The organism is Megasphaera sp. DJF_B143 (assembly GCF_900320625.1).
Taxonomy (GTDB): Bacteria; Bacillota; Negativicutes; order Veillonellales; family Megasphaeraceae; genus Megasphaera; species Megasphaera hexanoica.
Genome location: NZ_ONTA01000039.1, coordinates 1 through 8,541, shown reverse-complemented (window position 1 = coordinate 8,541; position 8,541 = coordinate 1). Strand labels below are relative to the sequence as shown.

The window sequence follows — 8,541 nt, the reverse complement described above, 5'->3', positions numbered from 1 at the left end:
CCTGGTGTATAACTGCGGCCTTCACGTGTTCCTGGTACCCAATAATGTCATCGATGGTGGCGTTGTCGGGATTGCCCTCATGGCAGCCCATGTGACGGGCATATCCTTCAGTGTGTTTATCGTCGCCCTGAACATTCCCTTCTTCGTCATCGGTTACCGTAAAATCGGTTTGCGCTTTACCTTTTTTTCGCTCTATTCCGTCTTCTGCCTCTCGCTGTGGAGCAGTTTCCTCCATCTGTCCCCCATGACGGATGACCCCTTTTTATCGACTATTTTCGGCGGTATCATCATGGGGCTCGGCGTAGGGCTGATCATCCGCTGGGGCGGTTCTCTGGATGGCACGGAAATCATGGCCATCATCACTGAAAAGATTTCCCCCTTTTCCGTCGGGGAAATCGTCATGTTTTTCAACCTGTTCATTTTAGGATCTGCTATCTTTGTCTTTGGCGTAGACAGTGCCCTCTATTCGCTGGTAGCCTATTTCATTGCCTATAAGATGATCGATGTCGTCGTAAACGGTCTCGATGAAATGAAGGGACTGTTCATCGTTTCGGCAAAGCATGACGAAGTGGCCCGGGTCATTACCCAGGACATGGGAAGAGCTGTGACCCTTTTCCACGGGGAAGGCGCCTATACGCGGAAGAAAACGCTGATTTTGTATTGCGTCGTCTCCCGTCTGGAAATCACCAAAATGCAGGACGTGGTAAAACGGATAGATCCGCGGGCGTTTATTACGATATTTGATATACGCGAGACCCAGGGCGGTCTGCTCAAAGGGAAAAAGAACCATGAGTAAAATGGTTTATGGGGGGCACTTTTGGTTGACGAAACACAACAGATGCTATATCATATAAAATAATTGCATATATAGTTATATATTAATATAAGAAGCATGCAGGACAGCTTCTCGCACAGGAGGCAGAGAAATGGCACAATTGAATTTTAATATTGAAGATATTTGCGGGACCTTATCAGAAAATAAGGATGGCTGGCACAAACAGCTGACCTATATCAGTTGGAACAATCGGCCGCCCAAGTTCGACCTTCGCTCGTGGGATCCTGATTATCAGGCCATGACCAAAGGGATTACCCTGACAAAAGACGAATTGATTGAACTTCGTAATATTCTGGATAAGATGGATTTTGATAAATACTAAAGGGGTGTGAAGTATGCTTTCTCAGATTCAGTGCGGATAATGACGAAAGCATACTTTTATTTTGCTTGCAAAAGAAGAAGAAACATTATATAATCTCTGTTGTATGTACTATTAATACTTGGTCATAATTTACATAAAGGTGATGGAATGGTTCGTATAGCCAGAGAAAAAAGACACGCTCTCCTGTCCCGCCGCATTGAGGAAAATCCCTTCATCAATGACGAGGAACTGGCGGAAGAATTTTCTGTCAGCGTGGCGACTATCCGGCTGGACCGGATGGCCCTGGGGATACCAGAGCTTCGCATGCGCATAAAAAAGCGCGCCGAAGCAGCACAGGCCCAGCAACACCGAACAGATGTCATGGGGGACCTGATTGAATGCAATGTTGGTAAAGATGCGATATCCATTATGATGGCTACTGAAGACATGGTGGATGCAGCACATGTCGTACAGTCACGGTATTTATATGCCCAGGCGGATTCCCTTACGAAAGCCGTCCTGAATCTTCCGGTCTGTATCATCGCCGTTGCCAACTTAAAATATAAGCAGCCCGTAACTGTCGGGGACCGGCTCGTCGCACGGGCCGAAGTAATCCGTCAGAGAGACCAGAAATATTATGTATGGGTGAAGATACGCAAGAATGCCAAAGAAGTATTCCGGGCAAAGTTTATCGTAGAGTCTTTGGAATAACGGAGATAGAGTAATGAAAATAGCTGTAGACGCTATGGGCGGGGATTATGCGCCAGAAGAAATCGTTCTGGGAGCAATTCACGCCGTACGCGAATATAAATACGATGTAGTACTCGTCGGGGATGAACAGAAAATACGGAGGGTACTGCAGCAATATGACGCGAAAGAAAGTGACCGCCTGTCTATTGTCCATGCCAGTGAAGTAATCGAAATGGGAGAACATCCCGTGCAGGCAGTCCGTAAAAAGAAAGATGCCTCTATTGTCGTGGCGACACGGCTCGTACGGGACGGACAGTGCGATGCCGTCGTAGCTCCGGGCAGTACGGGAGCGGCTGTCACGGCAGCCCTTCTGGGACTGGGGCGGATCGCCGGCATCGAACGGCCCTGTATTGCTACGCCGATTCCTTCCAAAAAGGGAATTACGGTGCTGCTCGATTCGGGAGCCAATTCCAACAGCAAGCCGAAACATCTCGTGGAAGCGGCTATCATGGGATCCCATTATGCCAAGTACATCCTGGGCATAGACAAGCCACAGGTCGGCCTGCTGAATATCGGCGAAGAAGTGACGAAAGGCAATGAATTATGCCAGCGCACCTATCCGCTGCTGGAAAAATTAAAGACTATTTCTTTCTATGGCAATGTCGAAGGACGGGATATCCCCAACGGCACGGTAGATGTCGTCGTCTGCGACGGGTTCGTCGGCAATGTCATACTGAAGTTTGGTGAAAGCATGGCTATGTTCATCTACCGGCTGGTCAAGCAGGCCATAAAGAACAGCGGGTTTATTGCAAAACTGGGTGCTCTGGCGATTTATCCTGCACTGAAATCGCTGAAGAAACGCCTGGATTTTACGGAATATGGAGGGGCTCCGCTTTTGGGAGTCAACGGCAGTTTTATTATCTGCCACGGCAGTTCCAAGGCAAAGGCTATTAAAAATGCCATCCGCGTTGCCGGTGAACTGGTACAGCAGGATGTGACAGGACATATCCGCAATAGTATAGAGGAAGAAGGAGTTCAGGAATATGATAGTGAAAGCTAATCCGGCAGGGATTCTCGGCACCGGGCATTGTGTGCCCGAACAGGTTTGGACGAATGAGTATTTGGAAACGTTTCTGGATACATCGGATGAATGGATCCGCAGCCGTACCGGTATCGGTGCCAGGCATGTAGCCCCCGAAGGGGTCAACACGTCAGATCTGGCAACGGGCGCGGCAAAAGAAGCGTTGGAAATGGCCGGAGTCAGCCCGGAAGATCTCGATTTGATCATCGTGTGCACCCTGACACCAGACAAGATGCTGCCTAGCACAGCCTGCATCGTCCAGGCCAATCTGGGAGCCGTCAATGCCGCCGCCTTCGATCTGGAAGCAGCCTGCTCCGGCTTTGCCTATGGGTCGATTATTGCCTCCCAGATGATTGAAAACGGTATGTATGACCATATTCTGGTCATCGGCGCAGAAGTCCTGACAAGGGTCATCAACTGGAAAGACCGTTCTTCCTGCGTCCTCTTTGGCGATGGTGCCGGAGCAGCCGTCATCGGCCGCGTTCCCTCGGGATACGGCATCCTCAGCGGCGCCATGGGTGCCGACGGTACCGGCGGCGATTTCCTGACCATCCGCAGTGGCATTGCCAACCCTGTTACGGATGCGCGCCGCGCCGACGGATCGGCTTATGCCGTCATGGATGGCAAGGAAGTCTATAAATTTGCAGTCAAAGCAATGCCTCATGCAGCCGAACTGGCACTGCAGCGGGCGGAACTGGAAAAGAAAGATATTGATGTCCTCGTACCTCACCAGGCCAACATGCGCATTATCGAATCGGCAGCAAAACGCCTGCATGTGCCTATGGAAAAGGTATACGTCAACATCGAAAAATATGCCAATACATCGGGTGCATCCATCCCTATCGCCCTGGACGAAGCCGTCCGCACGGGGATGGTGAAACGGGGAGACATTGTCTGCCTCGCCGGTTTTGGTGCCGGCCTGACCTGGGCCAGCGTCGTCATGAAATGGTACTAAAAAAGAATTGAGGTGATTCCTTTGAAAACTGCATTTGTATTTCCCGGACAAGGTGCCCAGAAAGTGGGCATGATCAAAGACTTATACGACAATTATGCCGTCGTAAAAGAACTGTTTGAAGAAGCTGATGATGCCCTGCATTTTTCGCTGACCAAGCTGATTTTTGAAGGTCCTGATGAAGAACTGATGAAGACCAGCAATACCCAGCCGGCTATCCTCACGGCCAGCACGGCCTGCTGCCGCGTCCTTCAGCAGGAAGGACTGACACCGGATATCGCTGCCGGCCACAGCCTCGGCGAATATTCCGCCCTCGTAGCAGCCGGCTCGCTGAGCTTTGCCGATGCCGTCCGCACCGTACGGCTGCGCGGCCAGTTCATGCAGGAAGCCGTTCCCCTCGGAGAAGGCGGCATGGCAGCTATCCTCGGCCTCGATGACGAAAAAATCAAGGAAATCTGTGCCCAGGTTTCTGCCCAGGGCGGCGTCGTCCAGGCGGTCAATTTCAACTGCCCGGGCCAGACGGTCATTGCCGGTTCTGCCAAAGCCGTAGAAACAGCGGCCGATGCCCTGAAAGCGGCCGGTGCCCGCCGCGCTGTCATGCTCCATGTCAGTGCCCCCTTCCACAGCACCCTTATGGAACCGGCTGCCCGGCGCCTGGCGGAAGTCCTCGATACGATTACCATCCGCGATGCACAGATTCCTGTCGTAGCCAATGTGAACGGACAGATGGAAACAAAGGCTGCCGATATTAAGGAAGCCCTGGTCAGACAGGCGGCTAGCCCGGTTCTGTGGATCGACTGCACGCACACCATGCAGCAGTTCGGCGCTGAAGCGTTCGTCGAAGTCGGCCCCGGCAAGACCATCTGCGGCTTCAATCGTAAGATTGACCGCAAAATCCATAGTGAAAACGTAGAAGATATCCCGTCCTTACAGAAAACACTTGAATTTTTCCAGGGGGTCAGATAAAATGCTTTTAACAGGTAAAACTGCGATTGTAACAGGCGGTTCCCGCGGCATCGGCCGTGCCGTCTCCCTGCTGCTGGCCCGGGAAGGTGCCAATGTGGCTATCGTCTACGCCGGCAATACGGCAGCTGCAGAAGAAACGAAGCAGCAGGCCGAAGCGTTGGGCGCAGCTGCTGCCGTGTTCCAGTGCGATGTAGCTGACGAACAGGCTGTGGCGGATATGGTCAAAGCCGTCAAGACCCAGTTTGGTTCCGTAGATATCCTGGTCAATAACGCCGGAATCACCCGTGACGGACTGCTCATGCGCATGAAAGAAGCGGATTGGCAGGCCGTCCTGGATACGAATCTGACCGGTGTCTATCATTGTACGAAAGCTGTTTCCAAGCTGATGATGAAACAGCGTCAGGGGGCCGTCATCAATCTGTCCTCTGTCGTCGGGGAAACGGGCAATGCCGGCCAGGCTAATTACGCCGCTGCCAAAGCAGGCATCATCGGCTTTACCAAGGCCGTTGCCAAAGAACTGGCATCGCGCAATATACGTGTCAATGCCGTAGCTCCCGGCTACGTAGAAACAGACATGACTGCCGGACTTCCCGATTCGGCCAAGGAAGACATGCTCCGCTCCATCCCGCTGGGCCGCCCGGCTACAGCCGATGATGTGGCGCAGGCCGTCTTATTCCTTGCATCTGATCAGGCTAAATACATTACAGGCCAGGTCCTCAACGTGGACGGCGGCATGGTAATGTAATATAATACAATTAGCACACTGAAAGGGGGTGAATTGGAAATGAGCGAAGAAGCTACTTTTGAAAAAGTAAAAAGCATCGTTGTTGAACAGTTAGGCGTTGACGAAAAAGAAGTCAAAATGGACGCTGCGTACATTGATGATTTAGGCGCTGATTCCTTGGACATTGTTGAATTGATCATGGCTTTCGAAGAAGAATTCAATATCGAAATCCCTGATGATGTGGCAGAAAAAATCAAAACTGTTAAAGATACAGTTGATTACATCGAAAAGGAAAAGAAAGCGTAAGTATGCAATAAGAGCCAGATGGGGAGAGGCGCAGGTCTTTCCCCGGATGGTATCTTGAATGGAGGAAACTATAGTGAAGCTGCCAGAATTACATATAGGTAAGCTTGTAGCCAAAGTGCCAATCGTCCAGGGCGGCATGGCAATACGTTTGTCTACTGCCCGCTTAGCGGCAGCTGTTGCAAATGAAGGCGGTATTGGCCTGATTGCCATCTCCGGCATGCCATATGATGAAATACGATATGAAATCCGGTTGGCCAGAAAACTTGCGCCAACGGGGATTATTGGTATAAATGCCATGGTTGCGGCCCGTGATTTCAAGGGCATCGTAATGACGGCTATTGAAGAAGGAATCGATCTAGTAGTAGCAGGGGCTGGCTTTTCCCGGGATATGTTTGCCTGGGGCCGCGCTTCGGGTACCCCGATTGTGCCAATTGTCTCCTCGGCTAAACTAGCTAAAATATCCCAGAACCTCGGCGCTGCCGCTGTTGTCGTAGAAGGCGCAGAAGCAGGCGGGCATCTGGGCACGAACCGTTCCAGCCGGCTCATCGTGCCGGAAGTACGCGCTGCCGTAGATATTCCGGTCATCGGTGCCGGCGGCGTTCTCCACGGCGAAGATATAGCAGAAATGCTCCGTCTCGGCGCCAATGGGGTACAGATGGGCAGCCGTTTTGCTGCCAGCGTTGAATCGAATGGTTCTGATGAATTGAAAAAAGTCTATCTCCGTGCGAACAACCCGGAAGATTTCATCCTCGTGCACAGCCCCGTGGGGCTGCCGGGTCAGGCTATCCGTACGCCTTTTTCGGAACGGGTGCTCCTGGGAACGGCTCCCAAGCCGGTTACGTGCGACCATTGCCTCAAGAAGTGCAGCCATAAGTACTGCATCATCCGCGCTCTGACGCGGGCTCAGCAGGGAGATGTCGAAACTGGTCTCGTATTTTCCGGCCGGCGCATGCAGGAAATCCACGATATCCTGCCGGTCAAGGAAATATTTGCATATCTGAAACGGGAAGTAGAAGCAATTCCCGATTAATCACGAACTTTTTATGGATGAGGTGAACACTTTGGAAAAACGTGTAGTAATTACCGGTCTGGGTGTCGTATCCCCGGTGGGCATCGGCAAAGATACTTTTTGGGACGCCCTCTTATCCGGCAAGAACGGTATTGGCCCGATTACACATTTTGATGCGACGGAATACGCGGCCCGCATTGCCGGTGAAGTCAAAGATTTTGACCCGGCAGACTACAACATTGATCGCAAAGAAGCACGGCACATGGACATTTCTACCCAGTTTGCCGTTGCAGCAGCCAAACTGGCTATCGATGATTCCGGCGTCGATCTGGATAAAGAAGACCGGGACCGTATCGGTACGATTGTCGGTACCGGCATTGGCGGCATGGAAACGCTGCATAATCTCTACAAGGGATTATTTGCCAAAGGTCCGTCACGGGTCAACCCGTTCGTCGTACCCAAGATGATTGGCAATATGGCATCTGGCCAGGTATCCATCATCTTCGGTCTCCAGGGCCATTGCGCCAGCGTCGTCACCGCCTGTGCAACGGGGACGAATTCCATCGGCGCGGCATACCGCATGATCCAGCGCGGCGAACTCGACGCAGCCGTAGCCGGTGGCACGGAAGCTGCCGTATCCCCCGGTGCCGTAGCTGGTTTTGCGGCCATGAAGGCTCTCAGTACCCGCAATGATGACCCGGCACACGCTTCCCGCCCCTTCGATAAAGACCGCGATGGTTTCGTCATGGGCGAAGGAGCCGGCATCGTATTCCTGGAAGAACTGGAACACGCTAAAAAACGGGGTGCTCATATTTACTGTGAAATTGGCGGCTATGGCAGCAATGCCGACGCCTATCATATTACGGCTCCGGCTCCGGAAGGCATCCAGCAGTCCAAATGCATGGCTCTCGCCGTCAAGGATGCCGGCCTTACTCCGGACGATGTAGACTATGTCAATGCCCACGGTACGTCCACGCATCTCAATGACCTCAATGAATCCAAGGCCATCGCCCGTCTCTTCGGCGACCATGCCAGGGACATGCTGGTCAGCTCGACGAAATCCATGACAGGGCATCTCCTGGGCGCTGCCGGTGCTGTCGAAGCCATTGCCTGCGCACTGACCATTGCTACCGGTCACGTACATCCCACGATCAACCTCATCGAACCGGAAGATGAACTGAAAGAACTCGGTCTCAATTACGTACCGGGTCAGGCTGTAGATGCCGATGTCAAGGTGGCTATTTCCAATTCCTTCGGATTTGGCGGCCACAATGCTACCCTTCTGTTCAAGAAGTATGCAGAATAAGAGATGCATTCGTAATGAAACCGGAACGAAAAGCACAACTTGAGAAATGTATCGCCGTCCTGGGGCTGCCTGCCTTCCGCAACCTGCAGCTCCTCGATGCGGCATTGACTCATTCTTCCTATGCCAATGAAAATAAGAACCGCCATGTCCACTTTAACGAACGCCTGGAATTTCTCGGTGATGCCATTCTGGACCTGGTCATTGGCGAATACCTGTTCATGCATTATCCTCACATGCCGGAAGGGGAACTTTCCAAAGCCAGGGCCAGTGTAGTCAGTGAAATGCCTCTGGCTTCCGTATTTGGCTCGTATCATATGGGCGACTACATGCTCATGGGACGGGGCGAACAGCTCTCCGGCGGCCGGACGCGG

At 52.2% G+C, this 8,541-nt stretch carries 11 protein-coding genes; all 11 read left to right on the top strand.

The window, feature by feature from the left end; all coding sequences use genetic code 11:
• Position 1 precedes the first annotated feature (1 nt).
• A complete protein-coding gene (locus tag DBO31_RS01130; protein WP_234995342.1) occupies positions 2-796 on the top strand; it encodes a YitT family protein in 795 nt (264 codons plus the stop codon).
• Positions 797-926: 130 nt separating this feature from the next.
• On the top strand, positions 927-1,157 hold the full coding sequence (locus DBO31_RS01125) for a YdbC family protein (protein ID WP_059076787.1): 231 nt from the start codon (positions 927-929) through the stop codon (positions 1,155-1,157).
• A gap of 147 nt (positions 1,158-1,304) precedes the next feature.
• Positions 1,305-1,847 (top strand): transcription factor FapR, encoded by a 543-nt coding sequence (gene fapR / locus DBO31_RS01120; protein WP_059076788.1) that lies wholly within the window; start codon positions 1,305-1,307, stop codon positions 1,845-1,847.
• 13 nt (positions 1,848-1,860) lie between these two features.
• Positions 1,861-2,886 carry a phosphate acyltransferase PlsX gene (gene plsX, locus DBO31_RS01115; RefSeq protein WP_075582019.1) on the top strand — a complete coding sequence of 342 codons (1,026 nt, stop codon included), beginning with the start codon at positions 1,861-1,863 and terminating at the stop codon, positions 2,884-2,886.
• Positions 2,870-3,862, top strand: coding sequence for a beta-ketoacyl-ACP synthase III (locus DBO31_RS01110; RefSeq protein ID WP_150824234.1), 993 nt, complete (start codon positions 2,870-2,872; stop codon positions 3,860-3,862). The genes plsX and DBO31_RS01110 overlap by 17 nt, the downstream gene beginning before the upstream one ends.
• Positions 3,863-3,883: 21 nt before the next feature.
• Entirely contained in the window at positions 3,884-4,825 is a 942-nt protein-coding gene (gene fabD, locus DBO31_RS01105; protein WP_059076791.1) for an ACP S-malonyltransferase, read from the top strand.
• A 1-nt stretch (position 4,826) separates the two neighbouring features.
• Positions 4,827-5,570 carry a 3-oxoacyl-[acyl-carrier-protein] reductase gene (fabG, locus tag DBO31_RS01100; protein WP_059076792.1) on the top strand — a complete coding sequence of 248 codons (744 nt, stop codon included), beginning with the start codon at positions 4,827-4,829 and terminating at the stop codon, positions 5,568-5,570.
• Positions 5,571-5,609: 39 nt separating this feature from the next.
• Positions 5,610-5,855 carry an acyl carrier protein gene (locus DBO31_RS01095; protein WP_059076793.1) on the top strand — a complete coding sequence of 82 codons (246 nt, stop codon included), beginning with the start codon at positions 5,610-5,612 and terminating at the stop codon, positions 5,853-5,855.
• Positions 5,856-5,928: 73 nt separating this feature from the next.
• Positions 5,929-6,885: a nitronate monooxygenase family protein gene (locus DBO31_RS01090; RefSeq protein WP_172793345.1), complete on the top strand. Its 957-nt coding sequence runs from the start codon at positions 5,929-5,931 to the stop codon at positions 6,883-6,885.
• Positions 6,886-6,916: 31 nt separating this feature from the next.
• Positions 6,917-8,170, top strand: coding sequence for a beta-ketoacyl-ACP synthase II (fabF, locus tag DBO31_RS01085; protein WP_059076795.1), 1,254 nt, complete (start codon positions 6,917-6,919; stop codon positions 8,168-8,170).
• A 14-nt stretch (positions 8,171-8,184) separates the two neighbouring features.
• Positions 8,185-8,541: ribonuclease III family protein (locus tag DBO31_RS01080; RefSeq protein WP_304466336.1), on the top strand; the 357-nt coding region annotated here is incomplete at its 3' end.

Excerpts from the sequence above, each read along its gene's own strand:
- DBO31_RS01125 (WP_059076787.1), top strand. The coding sequence starts at position 927 with ATGGCACAATTGAATTTTAATATTGAAGATATTTGCGGGACCTTATCA.
- fapR (WP_059076788.1), top strand. The coding sequence starts at position 1,305 with ATGGTTCGTATAGCCAGAGAAAAAAGACACGCTCTCCTGTCCCGCCGC.
- plsX (WP_075582019.1), top strand. The coding sequence starts at position 1,861 with ATGAAAATAGCTGTAGACGCTATGGGCGGGGATTATGCGCCAGAAGAA.
- DBO31_RS01110 (WP_150824234.1), top strand. The coding sequence starts at position 2,870 with ATGATAGTGAAAGCTAATCCGGCAGGGATTCTCGGCACCGGGCATTGT.
- fabG (WP_059076792.1), top strand. The coding sequence starts at position 4,827 with ATGCTTTTAACAGGTAAAACTGCGATTGTAACAGGCGGTTCCCGCGGC.
- DBO31_RS01095 (WP_059076793.1), top strand. The coding sequence starts at position 5,610 with ATGAGCGAAGAAGCTACTTTTGAAAAAGTAAAAAGCATCGTTGTTGAA.